This is a genomic window from Burkholderia sp. Ed8 (assembly GCF_040761425.1).
In the GTDB taxonomy this organism is placed as follows: Bacteria; Pseudomonadota; Gammaproteobacteria; order Burkholderiales; family Burkholderiaceae; genus Burkholderia; species Burkholderia seminalis.
Window position 1 is genome coordinate 1178170 of record NZ_CP142885.1, and the last position, 22448, is coordinate 1200617.

The window sequence follows — 22448 nt, forward strand, 5'->3', positions numbered from 1 at the left end:
AACCGGGCGGGCGGCGCGTGCTGCCCGCCCGGCCGACTGGAGAACCATCGATGAAAATTTCCGTGCTCGTTCCGACTTACCGGCGTCCCGCCGACCTCGCGCGCTGCCTGCTGGCGCTGCAGCGCCAGCAGCGGCTGCCCGACGAGGTGATCGTCGTCGCGCGCCCGGAGGATGACGCCACGCACGAGCGGCTCGCCGATCCGGCGGTCGGCGGCGCGCTGCCGCTGCGCGTCGTGCCGGTCGACGTGCCGGGGCAGGTCGCCGCGCTGAACAAGGGGCTCGATTCCGCGACCGGCGACATCGTGGCCATCACCGACGACGATGCGGCGCCGCATCGCGACTGGCTCGCCCGCGTCGAAGCGGTATTCGAGGCCGATCCGCGCGTGGGCGCGGTCGGCGGGCGCGACTGGGTCCACGAGAAAGGCCGCGTGCTCGACGAATCGCGCGAACGCGTCGGCCAGCTCACGCTGTCCGGCAAGATCGTCGGCAATCATCACCTCGGCGTCGGCGGCGCGCGCGAAGTCGACATGCTGAAAGGCGCGAACATGAGCTACCGCCGCGCCGCGATCGAGCGGCTGCGCTTCGACACGCGGCTGCGCGGCGCCGGTGCGCAGGTGCACAACGACATGGGCTTCAGCATGCGCGTGCAGCGCGACGGCTGGACGCTCGTCTACGACCCGGCGATCGCGGTCGATCATTTTCCGGCCGAGCGTTTCGACGACGACCGGCGCGATGCCGCGTCGCTGAATGCGATCAGCAACGGCGCGTACAACATGCACCTGATCCTGCGCGAGCACCTGCCGCCGCTGCGGCGCGAGATCGCATGGTGGTGGTGGACGCTGGTCGGCACGCGCGTCTACCCGGGCTTCGCGCACGTGCTGCTGTCGCTGCATACGGCGAAGCGCGAGCGGATCCGCGAGCACTGGCGCGCGGTGCGCCGTGGCGCGCGCGATGCCCGCCGCGCGAACCTTGCCCCCCACCATGCGGCGATGCCGTCGGTGACGTCTTGAACGGCCCGCGCGCCTCGCGCGCGGCCACCCCCGGAGGGCTCGCATGACTGCAACGAACGTCCATGTCCATCTGTTTTACGGCGCCGATCCGCGTACCTACCGGAAAGGCGAGAACATCGGCTGTCTGTACGGCTATCACCACGCCGAATCCGACGAGTTCCGGCTGACCTATTCGCAGGACGGCGGCGAGAACCGCGTCGCCAGCCTTGCACGCCGCGCGCTGAAGGCGGCGCTCGGCTTCGACGTCGTGCATGCGTGGCGCAATCGCGCCGCGCTGCTGAACACCGACGTGATCTGGACGCATACGGAACAGGAGCATCTGGCGGCGGCGCTGGTCCTCAAGCTCGCCGGTACGCGGGGCAAGCGGCCGCTGCTGCTCGCGCAGAGCGTGTGGCTGTTCGACAAGTGGGACAGTTTCGGCGGTCCGCGCCGCTGGCTGTACCGCAAGCTGCTCAAGCGCGCCGACGCGCTGACCACGCTGGCGCGCGACAACGCCGAGCTGTGCCGTCGTTATCTCGGTCGCGAAGCCGAGTTCGTCTACTACGGGCTGAACACCCAGGATTTTCCGCCGGCAGAGCCGCGGCAGTGGACACCGAACCAGCCGCTGCGGATCGCGGCGATCGGCAACGACCGCGACCGCGACTGGCGCACGTTCCTCGCCGCGTTCGGCGGCGACGCGCGCTACGACGTGCGGCTCGCGACGCGCCGCCGCGTGCCGCGCGAGTGGCATGCGCCGAACGTGAAGATCGGCTCGGCGTCGGGGCTGGCGAAGCAGCATGAGCTGTACGCGTGGGCCGACGTGATCGTCGTGCCGTTGCGGCCGAATTTCCATGCGTCGGGTATCACCGTGATGCTCGAGGCGGCGGCCGTCGGCAAGCCGATGATCGTGTCCAACGTCGGCGGGCTCAGCGACTACTTCCCGCACGATACGGCCGCGTATGTGCCGGCGTTCGACGCGCCGGCGATGCGCCAGGCCGCGGACCGCTTCGTCGCCGATCCGGCGGCGGCGCTCGATTGCGCGCGGGCCGCCGCCGCGTGCCTGCGCGATCGCGACCTGACCACGCAGGCGTTCGCCGAGCAGCACGTGCGGATCACGCGCGACATGCTGCGCCGGCGCCGCACGCCGGCCGCCGCGGGGCTGGCGATGCCGCTCGCCGATTCGCGCCCGTCGTCGCGGTGAGAGCGGATCGATGAGTACGATTGCCGCCGAGCGTGCACCGTCGCCCAAGCGCAGCCGGCTTCCCGAGCCGAAGCACTGGGTCGGGCAGGCCGCGCTGTGGTCCTTCACCGCCGCGCTGATCGCCGTGCATCAGGGCAAGGTGCTGACGCTCGCGTTTCCGGTGCTGGCCATCGCGGTCGGCTTCTGGCTGTATTTCAAGAGCCCGGCGCGCTATGTCGGCTTCATGTGGTGGGTGTGGTTCCTGAGCCCCGAGGTGCGGCGGCTGGCCGACTGGTCGAAGGGCGCGTTCACGCCGACGAGCCTGATCCAGGTCGCGCCGCTCGCGGTGACGATGATCGCCGGCTTCGGGCTGATCCGGCATTACCGCGTGCTCGCGCAGCGGCGCGGGATTCCCGTGCTGCTGATGCTGTTCGGGCTCGCGTATGCGTATCTCGTCGGGATCGTGTCGAGCGGCGTGATGGCCGCGACCTACGACCTGGCGAACTGGGTGTACCCGGTGCTGATCGGCTTTCACATCATGGTCAACGCGCGCGACTATCCCGAGTACCGCGACGTGCTGCTGTCCACGTTCATGTGGGGCATGCTGGTGATGGGCCTGTACGGCGTCGTGCAGTACTTCGTGATGCCGCAGTGGGACGTGCTGTGGATGATCGGGTCCGACATGGGCTCGCAGGGCGAGCCGGTGCCGTACGGCGTGCGCGTGTTCAGCACGATGAATTCGTCGGGGCCGTTCGCGTTCGCGATCATGGGCGCGCTGGTGTTCGTGTTCGCCGCGCCGCAGAAGATCCGCTGGTTCGCGGGGGCGGCCGGTTTCGTGTCGTTCGCGCTGTGTCTCGTGCGCTCGACGTGGGGCGGCTGGGTGATCGCGCTCGCGATCCAGCTCGCGCAGTCGAACAACCGCCTGCGGATGCGGATCCTCATCAGCGGCGTCGTGCTGGTCGGGCTGTGCGTGCCGCTCCTGACCGTCGGGCCGGTGGCCGACCGTCTCGGCGCGCGCCTGCAGTCGATCACGAACCTGAAGGACGACCGCAGCTACGACGACCGCAACAAGTTCTATGCCACCTTCGCGCAGACGGCGTTTACCGACGTCGCCGGCGAAGGAATGGGCGCGACGGGCGCATCCACGAAGCTGTCGAGCGACAGCGGCGAGCTCGGCAAGTACGGCAGCTTCGACAGCGGCGTGATGAACGTGCCGTTCGTGCTCGGCTGGCCCGGCACGCTGCTGTATCTCGCCGGCGTCGTGATGCTGTTCGGCCGCACGCTGCGCGCGGCATTCCGGCTGCGCAAGGACAAGTTCGTCGGCGCGTGCCTGAGCCTGTGCCTGTCGACCTTCGCGATGCTCGTGTTCACGAACTCGCTGATCGGCACGGGCGGCCTGCTGATGTTCACAGCCATTTTTTCGATACTTGCCGCGGCGCACTGGCAAAAGGCACAACGCCTGCTGGCCGCCGCGCGTTCACGGGGAGGCGACCATTGAGAATCGCGATCGTCACGCACGTCGTGCGACATAACGACGGGCAGGGCCGCGTCAATTACGAAATCGCGCGCGCGGCGCTGGCCGAAAACTACGAGGTCACGCTGGTCGCGTCGCATGTCGCGCCGGAGCTGCTGGCCGACCCGCGCGTGCGCTGGGTGCCCGTCAAGGTCGGCGGCTTCTGGCCGTCGAATCTCGTCAAGCAGCAGGTGTTCGCGCTGAAGAGCGCGGCCTGGCTGCGCGCGCATCGCGGCGAATACGACGTGCTGCACGTGAACGGCTTCATCTCGTGGATCAAGGCCGACGTGAATACCGCGCACTTCGTGCACGGCGGCTGGTTCAAGAGTCCGTACTATCCGTTCGGGCCGACGAAGGGCATCTGGTCGGCTTACCAGTACGTCTATACGCGCGTGAACACCACGCTCGAGCGCTGGGCGTACCGGCGTTCGCGCGCGATCACGGCCGTGTCGCAGAAGGTGGCCGACGAGATTGCCGGGCTCGGCATCGACAGCCGCAAGATCAGCGTGATCTACAACGGCGTCGACGGCAGCGCGTTCGCGCACGCGCAGGCCGACCGCGCGGCGTTCAAGCTGCCGGACGACGCGTTCCTGCTGCTGTTCGTCGGCGACCTGCGCACGCCGCGCAAGAACCTCGGCACCGTGCTGAAGGCGCTGACGAAGCTGCCGGCGAACGTGCATCTGGCGGTGGCCGGCTATTTGCCCGGCAGCCCGTATCCGGAAGAGGCGCGCGCGCTCGGCATCGATGCGCGCGTGCATTTCCTCGGCCTCGTGAAAAACATGCCGACGCTGATGCGCTCGGTCGACGCGTATGTCTTTCCGTCGCGCTACGAAGCGATGAGCCTGTCGCTGCTGGAAGCGATGGCGGCCGGCTTGCCGGTCGTCACTGCGCGCACGGCGGGCGGCGCGGAGATCATCACGCGCGAATGCGGGATCGTGCTGGAGGATCCGGACGATCCGGCCGCGCTCGCGCAGGCGATCGGCTCGCTCGCGGCCTCGCGCGACACCTGTCGCGCGATGGGCGACGCGGCCCGCGAACTGATGACCCGTTTCGGCTGGGCGCACATGGGTGCCCAGTACGTCGCGCTTTACCGGCGCATCGGTCAACCCACGCAGCCGTCCGCCTTCGAGCGGGTCGAGCATGCAGTCACGCAGGAGCAGTCGTGATGTCCCAAACTTCCCGGCCGATCAAATCGTTGCAAATCGGCATGCACTGGTTCCCCGAACGCGCGGGCGGCCTCGACCGGATGTACTACTCGCTCGTCGGCGCGCTGCCGGGGGCCGGTGTCGAGGTGCGCGGGCTCGTTGCCGGCTCGCCGAAGGTCGCCGACGACACGGGCGGCGCGATCCAGGGCTTCGGTCCCGCGTCGGAGCCGCTCGCGCGCCGGATGCTCGCCGCGCGGCGCGCGCTGCGCGACGAGATCCGCAGCGAACGGCCGGACGTGATCTCGTCGCACTTCGCGCTGTACACGTTTCCGGGGCTCGACGTCACGCGCGGGATTCCGCAGGTGTCGCACTTCCAGGGGCCGTGGGCCGACGAAAGCCAGGTCGAGGGCGCGGCGTCGCTCGGGCAGCGCGCGAAGCGCTATCTCGAACAGGCCGTCTATACGCGCTCGTCGCGGCTGATCGTGCTGTCGCAGGCGTTTGGCCAGATCCTGACGAACCGCTACGGGATCGATCCGTCGCGCGTGCGCGTGATTCCCGGCTGCGTCGACACCGCGCAGTTCGATACGCCGCTGACGCCCGCCGAGGCGCGGCACAAGCTGCAGTTGCCGCAGGACCGGCCGATCGTGCTGGCCGTGCGCCGGCTCGTGCGGCGCATGGGGCTGGAGGACCTGATCGACGCGATCGGTCTCGTCAAGCAACGCCACCCGGACGTGCTGCTGCTGATCGCCGGCAAGGGCAAGATCGGCGAGGAACTGCAGCAGCGCATCGACGCCGCCGGGCTGCAGGACAACGTGAAACTGCTCGGCTTCGTGCCCGACAACCATCTCGCGGCGCTGTACCGCGCGGCGACGGTCAGCGTCGTGCCGACGGTCGCCCTCGAGGGGTTCGGGCTGATCACCGTCGAATCGCTCGCGTCCGGCACGCCCGTGCTGGTGACGCCGGTCGGCGGGCTGCCGGAGGCGGTGGCCGGGCTGTCGAACGATCTCGTGCTGCCGTCGACGGGCGCCGATGCGATCGCGGAAGGGCTCGGCGGCGCACTGTCGGGTACGATCGCGCTGCCCGACGAGGCCGCATGCAAGCGCTACGCGCGTGACCATTTCGACAACGCGGTGATCGCGCGACGCGTCGCCGGCGTGTACGAAGAGGCGATCCAGGCGGCCGGCTGAACGCTCGCGGCGCGCAACCGGCGCGCCGACCAGGAAACCGGACCGGCGCAGGCACGTGGCCGGTGCGCGTGCCGGCCGCCCGACGCGGGTGCGCCGGCTTTTTTGCTCGATCCCGATGACCGGCGCGCATCACGCGCGCCTGAGCGTCGCGACCCATACGCCGAGCGCGGCGATGCTGACGGCCGCGCCGAGCACGCAGACGCCGGTCCATCCGGCGCGCGCATACATCATCGTCGACGCGATCGCACCGAGCCCGCTGCCGGCCGAGTAGAACAGCATGTAGCAGCCGACGAGGCGCGCGTGCGCATCGGGCCGCGCGCCGAGAATCATGCTCTGGTTGACGACGTGGACGGCCTGCCCGCCGACGTCGAGCAGCACGATGCCGACGATCAGCCACGCAATCGACGTGACGCCGAACGCGAGCGGCAGCCACGCGCACGCGAGCAGCGCGAGCGCGGCGCCGGTCGTCGCTTCGCCGCGCCCGCGATCCGCGAGCCGGCCCGCGCGGGCGGCGGCCGCCGCACCCAGCGCGCCGACGAGCCCGAATGCGCCGATCTGCGTATGCGACATCGCGTGCGGCGGCGCGCTCAGCGGCAGCACGAGCGCGCTCCAGAAGATGCTGAACGCCGCGAACATCAGCAGCGCGATCGCACCGCGCACGCGCAGCACGCGTTCATCGCGCAACAGCGACACCATCGACCGCAGCAGCGCCGCATAACCGATGCGCTCGCGCGGCGCGTCCGTGTCGGGCAACAGCCGCGACAGCACGGCGAGCATCGCGATCGCGAGCGCCCCCGACACGAGGTAGACGGCCCGCCAGCCGGCGAGATCGGTGACGACGCCGGCCAGCGAACGCGCGGCCAGCAGCCCGACCACGACGCCGCCTTGCGCGGCGCCCACCACGCGCCCGCGTTCGCCGGCGCCAGCGAGCGCGGCCGAGCACGCGATCAGCCCTTGCGTCATCGCGGTGCCGAGCAGCCCGACCGCGACCATCCCCGCGAGCAGCGCGATGCGCGTCGGCGACACGGCGACACCGATGCAGGCCGCCGTCAGCAGCAGAAGCTGCGCGGTGATCAGGCGCTTGCGGTTCAGCAGGTCGCCGAGCGGCACGACGAACAGCAGTGCGAGTGCGCAGCCGAGCTGCGTCGCGGTGATCACGCCGCCGACGGCGGCCTGCGACACACCGAAATCGCGCGCGATCGAATCGAGCAGCGGCTGCGCGTAGTAGACGTTCGCGACGCTCGCCGCACAGCAGACGGCCAGCCACGCGACGCGCGCCGAGGACAGGCGGCCGCCATCGGCCGCATGCGTTGCACGGGGCGGCACGTTCGATGCCGCGACGCCGGAATGACAGGAAGACTCCATGGGTTCCCTTGCGCAAAGTAGTTGCAAATTAAAACTGGTATGAAGTGTAGGAAAAGTAGTTTTAAAATGCAACTTGTTGTGCGGCGGGCGACGGGCCCGCGCACGGATGGCCGGCGCTGCCGAGCGCGCGGCCGGCACGAGGGCGGAGAGGAACATGGCCAGGCAGAAAAGTCTTGCGGATTCGCCGTGCCCGGTGGCGCGGGCGACCGATATCGTCGGCGATCGCTGGGCGTTGCTGATCGTGCGCGATGCGTTCGACGGCGTGCGCCGGTTCGGCGATTTCCGCGCGAGCCTCGGCGTCGCGAGCAACATCCTGTCCGATCGGCTGAAGATGCTGGTGGACGCCGGCGTGTTCGACGTCGTGCCGGCGTCGGACGGCACCGCGTATCAGGAATACGCGCTGACGAAAAAGGGCGAGGGGTTGTTTCCGGTGATCGTGATGCTGCGGCAATGGGGCGAGGCGAACCTGTTCGCCCGCGGCGAGCCGCATTCGGTGCTGGTCGATCGCGGCACGGGGCGTGCGATCCGCAAGCTCGCGCTGCGCCACGAGGACGGCCGGCCCTTGAAGGCGGCCGAGACGGTCGTGAAGAAGACCGGCGACGAAGCGGGCGCGCCCCGGCGGTGAGCGCGTTGCGCGGCGGGCGGCCGGTCGGCTGGACTGTCGCGATCGTCGTTGACCGGAGCCGCGTCGCCATGACCCGTCCGCTGGATGCCGCGGGTTACCGGCGGCTGCTCCAGCGCGATCCCGGCGACGCGTGAGCACACGCGTTCAATCGGCCGCCGGCATTGCCCGATGCACGGGCGCCGCGCCGCGATGCGCATCGGGCCGCACGCGCGTCGCGAGCAGCGCGGCCGCGACCAGCAATGCGACCGATACGGCCGTTTCGATCCGCAATCCGTCCACGACCTGCCGCGCGCCGCCGCCGCCCGCGAGCGCGCCGAACGCCGCGACACCCATCGCGCCGCCGGCTTGCCGCGCGGTATTCAGCACGGCCGATGCGATGCCGGCCCGCTCGGGCGCGACGCACGCGAGCACGGCCGTCGTCATCGCGGGCACCGCGAACCCCATCCCCGACGGAATCAGCAGGAACGGCACGAGCAGCGCGGCGAGCGGCGTCGACGCATCGACGAAGTGCAGCGACCCGTAGCCTAGCGCGGCGACCAGCGCGCCCGCCAGCATCGGCCGTCGCGGGCCGTGACGCGCGACGACGCGGCCGCTCGCGAGATTCGACAGCAGGAAGCCGCCCGTCAGCGGCAGGAACGCCAGGCCGGCCTGCAACGCCGTTTCGCCGCGCGCACGCTGCAGGTAGAGCGCCAGCACGAATACGGTGCCGTAGTACGTGAGGTTCACGCAGATCCCGAACAGCACGGCCGCGCTGAACGTGCGATGACGAAACAGCGACAGCGGCAGCATCGGCGTGGCCGTGCGCGATTCGATCGCGACGAAGGCGAGCGCGGCGAGCGCCGCGAATGCGAAGCCGCCGGCAACGACCGGGTGCGCGATGCCGAGCGGCCGCCATTCGATCACGGCGCCGGTCAGCGCGGTCAGCATCGCGATCGCGATGAGCTGGCCGCGCAGGTCGAGCGCGCGGACCGGGCGCGATGGCGCGGCCTGCGCGCGGCGTGCCGGCACCCAGGCCAACGTGGCGGCAAGCCCCGCCGCGCACAGCGGCAGGTTCACGAGGAAGATGCCGCGCCAGCCCCACGTGGCGGTCAGCAGGCCGCCGACCACCGGGCCGGCGGCGATCGAGACCGACCCGGCCGCCGTCCACCCGCCGACGGCCCGCGCGCGCAGGTGCGGGTCGTGCCGGCACGCGTCGTTCAGCAGCGCGAGCGAATTGGGCAGCATCGCCGCGGCGCCGATGCCCTGCCACGCACGGGCCGCGATCAGCATCGCGGGCGCGCGTGCGGCGCCGCACGCGAGCGACGCGAGTGCGAACAGCGCGAGGCCCGCGACGTACAGGCGGCGCGCGCCGAAGCGGTCCCCGAGCGCCCCGCCCGACAGCATCAGCACCGCGAACGCGAGCGTGTACGCATCGACGATCCACTGCAGGCCGGCGACCGGCAGATGCAGGTCCGCCGCGAGAGGCGCAAGCGCGATGTTGACGATCGTCACGTCGAGCTGCGTGACGACGAAACCGATGCTGACGGTCGCGACGACGCGGGCGAGCGCGGGCGGGAAAGCGGAGGCGGGGGTGGTCGTATTCATGCGTCCATCGTAGGACGCGGCGGACGGGCGATGTTTCAGCGGGAGGTGAAGCGTCGATACGCAGGCCGACGCGGCGGCGTCGTTCCTGCTACGCGCGTCGAGGCGTGTCCGGCGAGGCCGATGCGTTCAGTGCCGTTCGCCGCGCCAGCGTCCGGGCGCGACGCCGAAGCGCTTCGTGAACGCATGCGTGAACGTGCTCTGGTCCGCGAAGCCGACCATGCCCGCGATGTCGACGAGCGCATGCCGGCCGTCGGCGAGCAGCACGACCGCCGCGTCGAGCCGCAGCCGCTGCAGGTAGCGATGGGGCGTTTCGCCGAAAGCTTCGACGAACAATTGATGGAACCGGCGCATCCCGTAATCGCAGTGCGCGGCGAGATCGGCGATGCGCAGCGGCTCCGCGAGCCGTGCGCGCAGCCAGCGGTCGATGCGCGCGAAATCGAGGCCCGACGCGGGCGCGGCGATGCCGGCGTCGTCGAGCAGCGCGTCGCACAGGCGCGCGGCGGCCTGCCACTGGAAGCGGTGCGCGGCGGCGTGCCGTGCGTCGCCGGCCGGCGCATCGTGTTGCACGGCGGCGGCCGCGACCTGCGCGACGAGCGACGTCAGCGCCGGGTCGATCGATACGGCGCGCGCCTGGTCGAACAGCCGCTGCGGCACCGCGAGCGATGCCGCGGGCAGGTCGATCACGAGCTGACGATTGTCGCCGAGGCCCGCGTAGTCGTGGCGCGCGCCGGCCGGAATCAGCCAGGCCGCGTGCCGGTCGATGCGCTGGCCGATCCCGTCCACCGCCATCACCATCGCGCCATCGACGCCGAGCACGACCTGGTGGAAGTCGTGCACGTCCGACGCTTCGCACGTGTCGTAGCGGCGCAGCGCGATGGCGGGGGAGGCGATGCGTTCCATCGGAAGGAAACGGCCGGGTGCGCGATCAGACGTCGAGCAGTTCGACTTCGAACACGAGCGTCGCATTCGGCGGAATCACGCCGCCTGCGCCGCGCGGGCCGTAGCCGAGTTGCGGCGGGATCGTCAGCCGGCGCACGCCGCCGACCTTCATGCCCTGCACGCCTTCGTCCCAGCCCTTGATGACCATGCCGCCGCCGAGCACGAACGCGAACGGGTCGTTGCGGTCCTTGCTCGAATCGAATTTCTGGCCGTCGGTCAGCCAGCCCGTGTAGTGGACGCTGACGGTCTTGCCGGCTTGCGCTTCCGTGCCGGTGCCTTCGGTCAGGTCTTCGTATTTGAGACCCGATTCGGTCGTGATGACAGACATGACTTCTCCTGAAAGAGGGTTGCGTAAAACCGCTATTGTAGGCGAGCGCGCCGCGGGCCGGCGCGGGTGGTTTTCGCGGCGCGGCGTGCGGTGCGGGAGCGGCGATGGACCATCCTCGCCGCGCTCGCCCGAAACACGATTGGAACGCGCGTTTGAATGGTTGCGCGGGCCGCCTCGCCGCGGTTGCACCACGCGGGTGCGCCATGCGTATGAATCGGCGTGGCTGCAGGGGCCGAGGTGCGTCGTGCGGCATCCGTCCGATGCCGCGAAATGCCCGCCCGACGGGGCTTTCAGGTCGCCGACAGCAGGCGCGGCCGGGCGTCATGCCTCGCGTGCCGGCCGGACGTCGCGTTCGAATCGCGGCTTGTCCCCACGCCGTTCGGGCGCCGTTTTTTCCGCCTGTTCGACCGTGCCCTGTTTGGAAGCGCGCATCTACCGCGCGGCTTGCGCGTGTCAGTGCGGGCGGCCTATCTTTACATTTGTCGATGTCAAGATTTTGGCGGCGCGGGACGCGCCGCCCGGGCCTGCGCCGGCCGCGTCGGATGACGCGCCGCGCCGCGCCGGAACCAGGAGAACCATGAACATGAAGTCAGCCGCTTCCGCCACCGCAGCCGGGATCATGCCGGTGCGCCGCGACCTGCGCTTCGACCTGCCGGTCGAACGCGCGAAGGACTGGCATGGCCTCGGGTCGCACGTGACCCATTTCTTCAACGCGCTGTCGCTGCTGTTTCCGGCCGGCGAGCGCTTCTTCATGGATTCGGTGCGCAACTACCGCGACCGGATCGACGATCCCGTGCTGAAGCAGCAGGTGCTCGGTTTCATCGGCCAGGAGGCGATGCACACGCGCGAGCACATCGAATACAACGAACTGATGCAGGCGAACCGCCTGCCCGCGCGCAAGCTCGACAAGCGCGTCTGGACGGTGCTGGCCTTCATGAAGCGCAAGCTGCCGCACTCGGTGCAGCTCGCGCATACGGTCGCGGCGGAACACTACACGGCGATGCTCGCCGACTGGCTGCTGCGCGACCCGACGCGCCTGGATGGCTCGGTCGAAGGCTACCGCCAGATGTGGATCTGGCATGCGCTCGAGGAAACCGAGCACAAGGCCGTGTCGTTCGATGTGTGGAATACCGTGATGAAGCCGGGGCCGCGCCGCTATCTGATCCGCATCGGCGTGTATCTGCTGACGACGCTCACGTTCTGGCCGACCGTGTTCCTGATGCACGCGACGCTGCTGTGGCGCGATCGCGGCGCCGGTCATCACGTGCGCGGCATGCTGCGGATGATCGCGTTCCTGTACGGGCCGCGCCGCGGCCTGTTCCCGCGCATCGCGGGCGAATGGCTGAGCTTTTTCCGGCCGGGCTTCCATCCGTGGGATCACGACAACCATCACCATCTCGCGCGCGTCGACGCGCTCGCCGCCACCTACGGCGAACCGGCCGGCGCGCCCGCCGGGCGCGGCCGCGCGAACGCGCCGGCATCGCTCGCGTCGGGCCGCTGACACGACCCGCCGCGCGGCGCATGTTGCGTTCCTGCATCAACCGGCTTCCTATGACGATTGACCGAAGTCAACGGGAACCGGTTGCGCGGGCGCATGCGTGGCCGGCCGGCCGCTTTCGCCTACCCGCGCCGGCCTGCCGATCCGGTCTGCACGGCATCGCACGCAAACGCCGTGCGCCAGCACCGGCGCGGCTCGGCGCCCGGCGCGCCCGCCTGTTTCGGGGTCTCGCCGCGCGCGCCACCGGGATAACACCCATCTAGTCGCCCGCCTGCCGCATCGATATACCGTTCATGACGGCGCCCACCTCGCGCGCGATTCGTGCGCGGGGGGATTTTATTCGGACGGAAATGCGGCCAATATGTCGGTTCAATCGTGGTCCGTCGGAGACGGCGGCGAGCCGGCGCACGATACCAACGCCAAGCGGGGAACAACGATGGTTGCAAGGTCACCCGACGCAAACGGGCAGGCGGCGCCCGAGATGACGGATGTAGCCGTCACCGCTCCCGAGGCCGGACGCAAGCTGTTCGCGATCATGCGGACGCCCGACGAGCCGCTGCTGGCGCAACTGCGCGGGCTCGGCTGGGAGATCGCGGTCGCGAAGACGGCCGGCGCCGCGCAGAACATGACCTCCGGCATGAGCGTCGCGGCCGGGCTGGTCGATTTCACGGGCTTCACGTCGCGCGACTATCCGGCGCTGAAAGCGTGCCTGAGCCAGCCGGCGATCGGCTGGATATCCATCGCGCAGGCCGGCATCACGATCAGCCCTGCCGTGCGCGAACTGATCCGCAGCTATTGTTTCGACTACGTCACGCTGCCGCTGCCCTACGAGTGGATTTCGCACGTGCTCGGTCATGCTCGCGGGATGGCCGCGCTCGATCGCGTCGATGGCGCGGCCTACGCGGCGTCGATCGGCGAACACGGGATGATCGGCAACTGCGAGGCGATGCAGCAGCTGTTCAGCACGATCCGCAAGGTCGCGAAGACCGATGCGAGCGTGTTCATCTCGGGCGAGTCGGGCACCGGCAAGGAGTTGACGGCGCTCGCGATTCACGAGCGCTCCGGCCGCGGCAAGGGGCCATTCGTCGCGATCAATTGCGGTGCGATTCCGCATCACCTGCTGCAGTCTGAACTGTTCGGCTACGAGCGCGGCGCATTCACCGGCGCGAACCAGCGGCGCGCGGGCCGGATCGAATCGGCGAACGGCGGCACGCTGTTTCTCGACGAGATCGGCGACATGCCGGTCGAAAGCCAGGCAAGCCTGCTGCGCTTCCTGCAGGAAGGGAAGATCGAGCGGCTCGGCGGGCAGGAATCGATCGCGGTCGACGTGCGGATCATCTCGGCCACGCACGTGGATCTCGACGGTGCGGTCGAGGCCGGGCGCTTCCGCGCGGATCTCTATCACCGGCTGTGCGTGCTGCGCATCCACGAGCCGCCGCTGCGCGCGCGCGGCAAGGACATCGATATCCTCGCGCACTACGTGCTGCAGAAATTCAAGTCCGACAGCGGTCGCAAGATCAGCGGCTTCACATCGGCCGCGCTCGATGCGATGCGTCGCTACGAATGGCCCGGCAACGTGCGCGAGCTGATCAACCGTGTGCGGCGCGCGATCGTGATGGCCGAGAGCCGGCTGCTGACGCCGCACGATCTCGGGCTCGACACACCCGGCGAAACCGAGCCCGTGACGCTCGAACAGGCGAGGGCGCTCGCCGAGCGCACCGCGATCGAGAATGCGCTGCTGCGCAACGATCACCGGATCAACAAGGCTGCGGCCGAACTCGGCATCTCGCGCGTGACGCTCTACCGGATGATGATCGAGCACGGGCTGAACGATCACGACAACAACGGCGGAAACGGCGACAACGGCGGGCACGACGGCGCGCCGTCCGGCGACGCGGGGCATCAGCGGGTCGGCTGAGGCCGGCGCCGGTGCCGCACGCACGTAGCGATTGTCGCGTGCCGCCGGGCGATCGTCCGTTCGGCACTTGCCGATTCGTCCCGCCGACGGGCATGTAAAGCGCATGAAACATTTCGCCTCGGCAACCGGGCGAATTCTCGCGGGAAACCGGGCTGAACGGGCCGGCACGTGTCGGTAAAAACGCCGCGCTCCATTGTTCAGCCTTATCCCGCAAGGGTGGGCCGCGACCGGTCCGACGCGTGCCGCGCGCCGCATGTTTCAGATTCGCAACTTCCGCCCATCCGCCCCCGTTCCGGTTGCCTGTCGGCCGCGCCAAACCCTTGCCCGGACAGGCGCGCGCGCGGCTGGCCCGCTCCTTGCGAAGAGTGTCGTGCGACAGTCGACGACGCGAGGTCCGGCCGGTTCCAGCGGCCTGGACGCACTCCGCGGGGATGCGGCGGCGGAGCGCGGCACGGCAGCCGCGTTCCGGCGGGCACGGAACGTCTTCGGCCGATCGTCGGGGCACCGGCAGGGTCCGGTTGCCGGAATAAACATCACACTGCAAACGGGGTAGAAAAATGAACGATCGCCACACGCCGCGGCCGGCAGGCCGCGATCGCAGTGATGCGGGGCATCGCCGGTCGAACGTCGCACTTGCAGCCGGCCGGCATGCGTCGACAGGCCATCTCTCCGCGCCCGGGGCGAGGCGGATCCGGCTGGTTGCCGGTCATCCGCGCCGGGTCGGTACTTTCCTGCACGCCAACCCGAGTCGCATGGGCATGTGCGCACGGGCGCCGATACCGCGGCGCCCGATCTTCGCCTATTGATTCGCGCAGCACCGCATCCGTTCGCGTGGCCGGTCGTTCCTTGATCAATCGATCTGCAATCCGAACGATGTGCGAGGTGACGCGCCGCGCACGCGACGCAAGACGAGCAGCATTCGATGCAACGGCGAGCCGCGCGGTGCCGTTGCCATCCGGTTAAAGGGGAGGGGCGGTCGGACGCGCGCGACGGGAAGTGGTACCCGTACGCGCGCGACGCCGTTTCAGCCGCCGTAGATGTCGAAGTCGAAGTACTTCGACGCGAGCCGCTTGTAGGTGCCGTCCTTGACCATGTCGGCGATCGCGCGATCGATCTTCGCCTTCAGGTCGGTGTCTTCCTTGCGCAGCCCGATGCCGGCGCCGATGCCGAGCACTTTCTCGTCGACGAGTTCGGGCCCGACGAACGTGTAGTTCGCGCCGCGCGGCGATTTCAGGAACCCGATCGCGGCCTGCACTTCATCCTGGAGCGCCGCGTCGAGGCGGCCCGACGTCAGGTCTGCGTACACGCCGTCCTGGTTCTGGTACGACACGACGTTCGCGCCTTGCTTGCCCCAGTACGCCTTCGCATACGTCTCCTGCGTCGTGCCCTGCTCGACGCCGATAGACTTGCCCTTCAGCGATTCGGCCGTCGGCAGCAGCGGCGAGCCCTTCTTCACGACGAGCCGCGTCGGCTGGTTGTAGATCTTGGTCGTGAAGCCGATCTGCTCCGCGCGCTGCGGCGTGATCGACATCGACGACAGCACCGCGTCGAACTTCTTCGCCTTCAGCGCCGGGATCATCCCGTCGAAATCGTTCTCGAGCCACACGCACTTTGCCTTCAGGCGCGCGCAGATCTCGTTGCCGAGGTCGATGTCGAAGCCGACGAGCTTGCCGTCGGGCGCCTTCGACTCGAACGGCGCATAGCTGGCGTCGGTGCCGAAGCGGATCGTGGTCCAGTCCTTCGCGACGGCGGGGCCTGCGGATACCGCGAGCAGGGCGATCGAAACAGCGGCAATCAGTCTCTTCATGGTGCGTTCCTTGGCGGGTGCTTCCGGGTTCTGTGCGACACGGTTCTTACGGATACGGGCCGCGTCCGGGCGCGGTGTCCGCACGGCCATTAACGCAGAAAATAAAATAAGAGTCCAGAATGGACAAAAAATATCGTTTCGTCTCAAACCATCGCCGGTCGACGGGTGTCGACCCTTGCAAAAATGCGAAAATGGACTAATCTTGTTAGTAAATTCGTTTCGAGACTAACGATCATGTCACAGCCCGCCTACGATTCGCATTCCGCCCCGCCGCAGGCCTCGGTCGCGCAGATGTCGGCGGCCGGCCTGCGTGCGTTTTTCAACATCGCGCGCGACTGGGAACTGACGATCGACGAGCAGATCGTGCTGCTCGGATCGCCCGGCCGTTCGACGTTCTTCAAGTGGAAGGCCGCGCCGGCATCGGCGCGGCTGCCGCGCGACACGCTCGAGCGACTGTCGCTGCTGCTCGGCATCTACAAGGCGCTGCAGATCCTGTTGCCGCAGCCCGCCGCGGCCGACGCATGGGTCAAGCGGCCCAACGACGCGGCGCCGTTCGGCGGCAAGCGCGCACTCGACCGGATGCTCGCCGGCAACGTCGGCGATCTGGTCGCCGTCCGGCAATATCTCGACGCGATGCGAGGTGGCTGGGCGTGACGATGCCGATCGAGACACAACAATGGCCCACGACCACGGTCGACTGGGTGCCTGCCTACCGAGTCATCCCCACCCGTTTCCCGGCGATCAACCTGTTCGACCGCGTGGCATCGGCGGACGATTTCGACGCGCTGTACGCGCTCGAATCGCTGACCAACGACCGCATCCGCAACGAAATCGGTGCACTTGATCTCGTGCCGCCCGCCGAGCGCCGCTACGGGCTGGGCTGGGGGCCGATCATGGCCGCCTTCACGCACCTGAATCCGCAGGGCAGCCGCTTTTCCGACGGCAGCTACGGCGTGTTCTACTGCACCCGTTCACGCGATACGGCGATCGCCGAAACGCGCTACCACAGCGCGCTGTTCCTGGCCGCGACGAAGGAGCCGCCGATGCGCCAGCAGATGCGGCTCTACACGGTGATCGCGCAAGGCAGCGTGGTCGACGTGCGCACGTGGCCGCAGCGCGATCCGGCCTTGCTGCATCCGCTCGACTACGGCGCGGGGCAGGCGTTCGGCCGCGCGGTGCGCAACGCGGGCGGTGCGGGGATCGTCTATCCGTCGGTGCGCGACCCGCGCGGCGAATGCCTGGCCGCGTTTCGCACCGCGCTGCTGCGCGATTGCCATCACGCGGCCTATCTCGAATACAACTGGAACGGCTCGGTTGTCGACGCGGTGTTCGAGCTGAACCAGGTCGGCTAGCGTTCGCCGTTTCGCGAGCCGTTCCGGCACTAAGGCGCGAACGCGTTACGGCAACGGCCAGTCGCCCGCATGGCGCTCGCGCGCCTCGGCCTGCGTCATCGACCACGTGCCGCCGGTACGCGGCTCGGCGAGCGTGAGCCGACCGGACGGTGCGAACGCACCCGTGTCGATGAACCATTGCGCACCGATCCGCTGCGGCGCACGCACGGGCGTATGCCCGGTGCAGGTCAGCGACAGCCCCGCCTGCCGCGCCGGATCGGCGAGCCCCTGGACGAGATCGCGGCCCCAGATCAACCGCTCGCGCACGTCGTGCGAGTAGCTGCCGGCATCGAGGTCGGCGTCCGAGCCGAAGAATTCCGCATGCAGCACGTTGAAGCGCCCGGGGCCGTCGCCGATCACGCGCACCAGCGGCAGTGCGTCGACGCGCGCCGCATGCGCGTGCAGCCGCTCCGGCGGCAGGTCGGCGCCCCAGTCGCCGCCGATTCCGCGCCACGCATCGGGCGACAGCTTGCCGCGCGACACGAGGCTCAGCACTTCCTCGTGGTTGCCGCGCACGACATGGCACCACGGGCGGTCGAGCAGGTCGAGCGCGGTTTCGGAGGCCGGGCCGCGATCGACCAGGTCGCCGACCGAGAACAGGCGGTCGCGGGCCGGATCGAAGCGGATGTCGTGCAGCAGCGCGCGCAGCACGTCCACACACCCGTGCAGGTCGCCGACGACGAAGTCGCGGCCGGCGGCGTTCGCGGGGTGGCAGCAGAGGGGGGCGGTGGCGGTCATCCCCTCATCTTAGGCGCTCCTGCCCATCGCCACGTCACGAGGGAATGGCGATAATCGGGGCACGGCACCCACCCGAGGCGCAACGGGCCGTCCCGCGCGCCGTTCGAATCCTTTCCATCCGCTTTCGGAATCACACGATGACGCTTTATCCGCAGGTATTACGCAACCGGCCGCGCATGGTCGCGGCATTCGTCGCAGGCGTGCTGTGCGCGGTGCTGCTGCCGTTTGCGCTGCGCCCGGCCGTGCGTGCGCTGATCGGCTGGGATTGCGCGATCTGGCTGTATCTCGTGCTGATGTGGGTGCGCATGGTCACCGCGCACCATCACAAGGTGCGCGAAGTCGCGATCCGCGAAGACGAAAACGCGACGACCGTGCTGACCGTCGTGTGCTCCGCGACCGTCGCGAGCGTCGCCGCGATCGCGATCGAACTGGCCACGGCCAAGAGCGTGGGCTTCAGCGCGGGGCTCAGTCACTACGCGATCACGGCTGCGACGCTGTTCGGCGCGTGGTTCCTGATTCCGACGATCTTCACGCTGCACTACGCGCGGCTCTATTACGGTTCGCCGGGCAACGATCGCGCGCTGCGCTTTCCGGACCGCAACCCCGAGCCCGATTACTGGGATTTTCTGTATTTCGCGTTCACGATCGCGGTCGCGTCGCAAACGGCCGACGTGTCGCTCGCGAACCGTTCCGCGCGGCGCTCGGTGCTCGCGCAGTCGATCCTGTCGTTCTACTTCAACATGGCCGTGCTCGGGCTGTCGATCAACGTCGCGGCCGGCCTGCTGAGCTGACGCCGCTTACTTGAGCAGGTCGTACGGGCCGCCGCGCTCCAGCGCCCGCTGGTACGCCGGCCGTGCGTGGATCGCGTCGAGGAAGCGCGCGATCGCGGGATACCGGTTGCCGCCGCCGCGTGCGGTCGCGGCTTCGAGCGGGAAGCTCATCTGGATGTCGGCCGCGCTGAAGCTGTCGCCGACGAACCAGCCGGTGCGTTGCAGCGCGCCGTCGACATGGCCGAGATGCAGCGCGATCTGCGGATCGACGAAGCCCGACTGCAGCGTGTCGGCGATCTTGCGTGCGATCGGCCGCGCGAAGAACGGCATCGGTGCCTGGGCGATCCGCCAGGCGACGAGCTTGAGCAGCAGCGGCGGCATCGCCGACCCTTCCGCGTAGTGCAGCCAGTACGTGTAGTCGTGCCGCTCGGGCGTGCCGGGCGGCGGCGCGAGACGCCCTTTGCCGTAGCGTTCGGCGAGGTACTCGATGATCGCACCCGATTCGGCGAACGTGCGGCCGTCGTCGGTGACGACCGGCGACTTGCCGAGCGGATGGATCGCGCGCAGTTCGGGCGGCGCGAGCATCGTTTTCGGATCGCGCGCGTAGCGCACGATTTCGTACGGTACATCCAGTTCTTCGAGCAGCCAGAGCACGCGCTGCGAGCGCGAGTTGTTCAGGTGATGGACGGTGAGCATGTCAAGGCCGGAAGGGGACGGAACCGACATCATACCCAGCGCGCGCGGCACGCACGCGCATCCGGTCGCACGCCGTGCCGAACCGCTATGCGCGCCGCACCGCGACCCACGCGCCCCAGAACAGGCTCGCGAAAAAGCGCAGCGGCGCATCGAAGCCCGCATCGCGCAGCAGGTCGAACACGGCTTCTTCGGTGGCCGGCGGATCGGCGCCCTGCAGGATCTTCGCGAGTTGCACGCGCACGGCGTCGGGCGTGGCGCCCTTCATGCGCCAGCGCTGCTGCCACGCGTCGAGCAAGCGAGGGTGGTCCGCGTAACGGCGATGGTTGCCGGCCAGCACGAGCGGCGCGCCGGGTTTCAGGCGCCGCGCGATCGCGTGCAGCAACGCGGCCTTCGCCGCGTCCCCCGGCACGTGATGCAGCACGCCGATCAGCGTGGCGCCGTCGAATGCGGGGGCATCGGGCAGTGCATCGACGCCGTCCTCGACGAATGCCGTGCGCGACCCGAAGCCCGCGGCCTCGACGTTCGAACGCGCAAGCGCCAGCATCGGCGCGGACGGGTCGACGGCCGTGAATTGCCAGCCCGGTTCGAGCGCGGCGGCCACGCAGATTTCCTGGCCCGTGCCGCCCGCGCCCGCGACGAGGATCCGCGCATCGGTCGCCCCGATCGTCGACGCGAGCATGCAGGCGGTGAGTTCGTGACACGCATCGTAGCCGGCGAGCGCGATGCGCGATTGCGCGGCATAGTCCTGCGCGCGCGAGGGATCGAATTTCGCGGCACTGGCGGGAAGCGACATGGCGGGCTCCTGGGGTCGAGGGCGGACGACGGGTCCGCGAGCATGACGTGGAGCGTAGGGGCGCGCGGCCCGCGCAACAAGGCGGGCAGACATTCCGGTATGCCGACTACCCGGCTTGCGGGCCCAGGCCCGCCAGCCCGTTTTCGCAGGGTCGATTCGCATTTAAAAATGTCTGATCAGCGTATATCGCGATGGCGAATCCGGCGCATACTCGGTGCTCTCCCCCGCCTGGCCGTCGCATGCCGGGCCCCGATGCGCCGCGCCACGGGCGCGGCCATGCCGCTCGGCACGCACGAGGAGCGCATGATGTCCGATTGTCCGCACGATCCGTACGCGCAGCACTACATTCATTGCTTGCCGTTTGGCGCCCAGCCCTGTGGCGCGCTCTGCGCGACACCGCGCACGCATTTCCGCGTGTGGGCGCCGGGCAGTACGCAGGTTCAACTCGAACTCGATTCCGGCTCCGACCCGACGCTCGTGCCGATGGCGGCCGCCGGCCCGCACTGGTTCGAAGTCTTCGCCGACTGCGGTGCGGGTACGCGTTACCGCTATCGCCTCGACGATGCCGTGTCGATTCCCGATCCCGCGTCGCGCTCGCAACCCGACGGGCTCAACGGCCCGAGCGAGGTCGTCGATCCGCGCGCGTTCACGTGGCGCAACACGTTCTGGCGCGGGCGTGCATGGGAAGACATCGCGCTCTACGCGATCCGGCCGCATGCGGTGGGCGGTTTCGACGGCGTGCGCCGCCGCCTGCCGCGGCTCGCGCGGCTCGGCGTGACCGCGCTGGAGCTGCTCGCGTCGCCGCACGACAGCCTGCCGTTCGCGCCGCTCGCGGCCGAAGGCGGCCCCGACGCGCTGAAGGCGCTGATCGACGACGCGCACGGCTACGGGCTCGCGGTGCTGCTGGAACTCGACTACGCGCGCTTCGGCAGCGGCACCGATGCGCTGCGCCACTACGCTGCGCCGTTCTTCCATACGCGCGACGATCCGCTGCAGGCCGCGCCGCTGGCGCTCGATCATCCGGAAGTCTGCGATTTCTTCTGCGACAACGCGCTGTACTGGATCGACGAATACCGTTGCGACGGGCTGCGCCTGCGCGAGGCCGACCGGATCGGCGTGTCGTGGCTGCGCGAGATTGCGGACCGCGTGCGCGCGGCCGTGCCGGCCGACCGGCTCATCCATCTCGTGCTCGGCAGCGAGCGGCATCCCGCGCACCTCGCCGATACCCATTTCGATGCGCAGTGGAACGGCTGCGGCGAACGCGCGCTGCACCGTCTGACGGGGCGCGATCCGTCGGCCCGCGAAGGCATTTCCGCGCGCCAGTCGATCCACACGCTCGCGCGTGCGCTGACCGCGGCCGGCGCGGCGTTCCAGCCGGCCGCGTCGGGAGAGGGCATCGCGGCCGACAGCGGGCTGGCCCTGACGTCGCTCGTGCTGTCCGATGGGGCGTGGCGCGACGGCGGCCCGGGCGACCCCGCGCAGGCGTCCGGCCTCGCGGCGCTCGCGCTGTCGCTGCTCACGCCGCAGATTCCGCTGATCTTCGATGAAACCGCGCGCGACGCCGATCGTGCGCATGTCGTGCAGTCGGCGCTCGCGGTGCGCGCGAAGCTGATCGCGCCGCGGTTGTCCGATTGCCGGCCGCAGGACGCGCATGCGCTGAAGGCGGACGGCGACGGCGATGCCGACGCGCTGCTCGCGTCGTGGCGGCTCGCCGACGACGAGACGCTGACGATCGCATTGAACCTGTCGCCCGACGCGGTGCGGTTCCACGCGCCGCGAGGGCGCGTCGTGTTCGAGACGCCGGCACGTGCGCGCGACCGCGTCGATGAAGGGGAATTGCCGCCATATTCGCTCGTTGCGTGGCTCACGGGCGACGTCAACCACTATGCGCTGACGCACGACGCGCGGCGTATCGACGACGGTTCGTGGCGCGGCATGCGTCCGAACCTGAACGCATGAGCGGATGACGGCGTGAGGGTTGG

At 69.5% G+C, this 22448-nt stretch carries 20 protein-coding genes; 12 read left to right on the forward strand and 8 right to left on the reverse strand.

Features of this window, described 5'->3' with window-relative positions:
* Window positions 1-50: 50 nt before the first annotated feature.
* From VXM69_RS05570 to VXM69_RS05590, 5 genes are read left to right on the forward strand one after another with little or no spacing between them, the layout of a single operon-like run.
* Complete coding sequence (locus VXM69_RS05570; RefSeq protein WP_367189126.1) at window positions 51-1010, forward strand: glycosyltransferase family 2 protein; 960 nt, start codon at window positions 51-53, stop codon at window positions 1008-1010.
* A gap of 43 nt (window positions 1011-1053) precedes the next feature.
* Window positions 1054-2190, forward strand: a complete 1137-nt coding sequence (locus VXM69_RS05575; RefSeq protein ID WP_367189127.1) for a glycosyltransferase family 4 protein — start codon at window positions 1054-1056, stop codon at window positions 2188-2190.
* Window positions 2191-2200: 10 nt separating this feature from the next.
* A complete protein-coding gene (locus VXM69_RS05580) occupies window positions 2201-3667 on the forward strand; it encodes an O-antigen ligase (RefSeq protein WP_034185701.1) in 1467 nt (488 codons plus the stop codon).
* Window positions 3664-4848 (forward strand): glycosyltransferase family 4 protein, encoded by a 1185-nt coding sequence (locus VXM69_RS05585; RefSeq protein WP_034185702.1) that lies wholly within the window; start codon window positions 3664-3666, stop codon window positions 4846-4848. The genes VXM69_RS05580 and VXM69_RS05585 overlap by 4 nt, the downstream gene beginning before the upstream one ends.
* Window positions 4848-6014 carry a glycosyltransferase family 4 protein gene (locus VXM69_RS05590; protein WP_175900403.1) on the forward strand — a complete coding sequence of 389 codons (1167 nt, stop codon included), beginning with the start codon at window positions 4848-4850 and terminating at the stop codon, window positions 6012-6014. Before VXM69_RS05585 ends, VXM69_RS05590 begins: the two co-directional genes overlap by 1 nt.
* 129 nt (window positions 6015-6143) lie before the next feature.
* On the opposite strand, the gene VXM69_RS05595 is transcribed toward VXM69_RS05590, so the two are convergent.
* On the reverse strand, window positions 6144-7379 hold the full coding sequence (locus VXM69_RS05595) for an MFS transporter (RefSeq protein ID WP_367189128.1): 1236 nt from the start codon (window positions 7377-7379) through the stop codon (window positions 6144-6146).
* Window positions 7380-7533: 154 nt separating this feature from the next.
* On the opposite strand from VXM69_RS05595, the gene VXM69_RS05600 reads away from it, so the two are divergent.
* Window positions 7534-8004 (forward strand): winged helix-turn-helix transcriptional regulator, encoded by a 471-nt coding sequence (locus tag VXM69_RS05600; RefSeq protein ID WP_367189129.1) that lies wholly within the window; start codon window positions 7534-7536, stop codon window positions 8002-8004.
* A gap of 144 nt (window positions 8005-8148) precedes the next feature.
* Here the strand turns inward: VXM69_RS05600 and VXM69_RS05605 are convergent, their stop codons facing one another.
* From VXM69_RS05605 to VXM69_RS05615, 3 genes are all read right to left on the reverse strand, one after another.
* Window positions 8149-9588 carry an MFS transporter gene (locus VXM69_RS05605; protein ID WP_367189130.1) on the reverse strand — a complete coding sequence of 480 codons (1440 nt, stop codon included), beginning with the start codon at window positions 9586-9588 and terminating at the stop codon, window positions 8149-8151.
* A 126-nt stretch (window positions 9589-9714) separates the two neighbouring features.
* Entirely contained in the window at window positions 9715-10488 is a 774-nt protein-coding gene (locus VXM69_RS05610) for an AraC family transcriptional regulator (RefSeq protein WP_367189131.1), read from the reverse strand.
* A gap of 25 nt (window positions 10489-10513) precedes the next feature.
* The gene (locus tag VXM69_RS05615; RefSeq protein ID WP_034185706.1) at window positions 10514-10855 is read right to left on the reverse strand and encodes an FKBP-type peptidyl-prolyl cis-trans isomerase; all 342 of its coding nucleotides are present in this window, start codon (window positions 10853-10855) and stop codon (window positions 10514-10516) included.
* Window positions 10856-11438: 583 nt separating this feature from the next.
* Between VXM69_RS05615 and VXM69_RS05620 the strand changes: the two genes are divergently transcribed.
* On the forward strand, window positions 11439-12356 hold the full coding sequence (locus VXM69_RS05620; protein ID WP_034185970.1) for a metal-dependent hydrolase: 918 nt from the start codon (window positions 11439-11441) through the stop codon (window positions 12354-12356).
* Window positions 12357-12789: 433 nt separating this feature from the next.
* A complete protein-coding gene (locus VXM69_RS05625) occupies window positions 12790-14271 on the forward strand; it encodes a sigma-54 dependent transcriptional regulator (protein ID WP_034185707.1) in 1482 nt (493 codons plus the stop codon).
* A gap of 1024 nt (window positions 14272-15295) precedes the next feature.
* Here the strand turns inward: VXM69_RS05625 and VXM69_RS05630 are convergent.
* Window positions 15296-16078: an ABC transporter substrate-binding protein gene (locus tag VXM69_RS05630; RefSeq protein WP_034185708.1), complete on the reverse strand. Its 783-nt coding sequence runs from the start codon at window positions 16076-16078 to the stop codon at window positions 15296-15298.
* Between the two features lie 234 nt (window positions 16079-16312).
* On the opposite strand from VXM69_RS05630, the gene VXM69_RS05635 reads away from it, so the two are divergent.
* Window positions 16313-16732 (forward strand): antitoxin Xre/MbcA/ParS toxin-binding domain-containing protein, encoded by a 420-nt coding sequence (locus VXM69_RS05635; RefSeq protein ID WP_367189132.1) that lies wholly within the window; start codon window positions 16313-16315, stop codon window positions 16730-16732.
* 2 nt (window positions 16733-16734) lie between these two features.
* Window positions 16735-17430 (forward strand): RES family NAD+ phosphorylase, encoded by a 696-nt coding sequence (locus VXM69_RS05640; protein ID WP_080287698.1) that lies wholly within the window; start codon window positions 16735-16737, stop codon window positions 17428-17430.
* A gap of 45 nt (window positions 17431-17475) precedes the next feature.
* On the opposite strand, the gene VXM69_RS05645 is transcribed toward VXM69_RS05640, so the two are convergent.
* Window positions 17476-18207, reverse strand: coding sequence for a metallophosphoesterase (locus VXM69_RS05645; RefSeq protein WP_034185711.1), 732 nt, complete (start codon window positions 18205-18207; stop codon window positions 17476-17478).
* A gap of 137 nt (window positions 18208-18344) precedes the next feature.
* Here VXM69_RS05645 and VXM69_RS05650 point away from each other — a divergent pair, with 137 nt between their 5' ends.
* Complete coding sequence (locus tag VXM69_RS05650) at window positions 18345-18998, forward strand: DUF1345 domain-containing protein (RefSeq protein WP_034185712.1); 654 nt, start codon at window positions 18345-18347, stop codon at window positions 18996-18998.
* A 6-nt stretch (window positions 18999-19004) separates the two neighbouring features.
* Here the strand turns inward: VXM69_RS05650 and VXM69_RS05655 are convergent, their stop codons facing one another.
* Entirely contained in the window at window positions 19005-19673 is a 669-nt protein-coding gene (locus tag VXM69_RS05655) for a glutathione S-transferase (protein ID WP_367189133.1), read from the reverse strand.
* An 85-nt stretch (window positions 19674-19758) separates the two neighbouring features.
* The gene (locus VXM69_RS05660) at window positions 19759-20466 is read right to left on the reverse strand and encodes a class I SAM-dependent methyltransferase (RefSeq protein WP_059558432.1); all 708 of its coding nucleotides are present in this window, start codon (window positions 20464-20466) and stop codon (window positions 19759-19761) included.
* 306 nt (window positions 20467-20772) lie between these two features.
* Between VXM69_RS05660 and VXM69_RS05665 the strand changes: the two genes are divergently transcribed.
* On the forward strand, window positions 20773-22425 hold the full coding sequence (locus VXM69_RS05665; protein WP_200086684.1) for a DUF3459 domain-containing protein: 1653 nt from the start codon (window positions 20773-20775) through the stop codon (window positions 22423-22425).
* The last annotated feature ends 23 nt before the right edge of the window (window positions 22426-22448 follow it).